The sequence below is a fragment of the Aerococcus sanguinicola genome (assembly GCF_008726925.1).
GTDB lineage: Bacteria > Bacillota > Bacilli > Lactobacillales > Aerococcaceae > Aerococcus.
This window is the reverse complement of the sequence record NZ_VYWO01000015.1, coordinates 1-805: the sequence shown is the minus strand read 5'-3', so window position 1 is coordinate 805 and position 805 is coordinate 1. Positions and strand designations below refer to the sequence as shown.

Annotated in this window: 2 rRNA genes; both read left to right on the top strand. The window is 45.3% G+C overall.

Annotated features, from left to right (window positions below):
* Positions 1–77 (top strand): 16S ribosomal RNA (locus tag F6I03_RS09700); the annotation flags it as partial.
* A gap of 214 nt (positions 78–291) precedes the next feature.
* Positions 292–805, top strand: a 23S ribosomal RNA gene (locus tag F6I03_RS09695); the annotation flags it as partial.

The following is an 805-nucleotide window of genomic DNA, read 5'->3' as shown; positions in this document are numbered from 1 at the left end:
CGAAGGTGGGACAGATGATTGGGGTGAAGTCGTAACAAGGTAGCCGTATCGGAAGGTGCGGCTGGATCACCTCCTTTCTAAGGATATAACGGAATACACAATCGTCACTTTGTTCAGTTTTGAGAGGTCTAACTCTCAAACTTGTTCTTTGAAAACTGAATACTGCAAGTAATAACCATATTTTTAACTGCAACCACCAGGAAGCAGTTAAAGATATAAACCAATTTTACCAAGAGTAAAAAACCGAAAGAGTTTAATTAAACTTTTCGCACATCATACAACTTAACCAACGGTTAAGTGAATAAGGGCGTACGGTGAATGCCTTGGCACTAGGAGCCGATGAAGGACGGGACGAACACCGATATGCTTCGGGGAGCTGTAAGTAAGCTTTGATCCGGAGATTTCCGAATGGGGGAACCCCATCATCTTGATCGATGATGACTTTCAAGTGAATACATAGCTTGTTAGAGGTAGACGCAGGGAACTGAAACATCTCAGTACCTGTAGGAAGAGAAAGAAAAATCGATTTCCTGAGTAGCGGCGAGCGAAACGGAAAGAGCCCAAACCAAAGAGCTTGCTCTTTGGGGTTGTAGGACTGGGACCTATGATTTAGGCAGGTTAGTCGAATGGCATGGGAAGGCCAATCAGAGAAGGTGAGAATCCTGTAGACGAAAACCTAACTAACATTACCAGTATCCTGAGTACGACGGACCACGTGAAATTCCGTCGGAATCCGCCGGGACCATCCGGCAAGGCTAAATACTCCCTAGTGACCGATAGTGAACCAGTACCGTGAGGGAAAGGT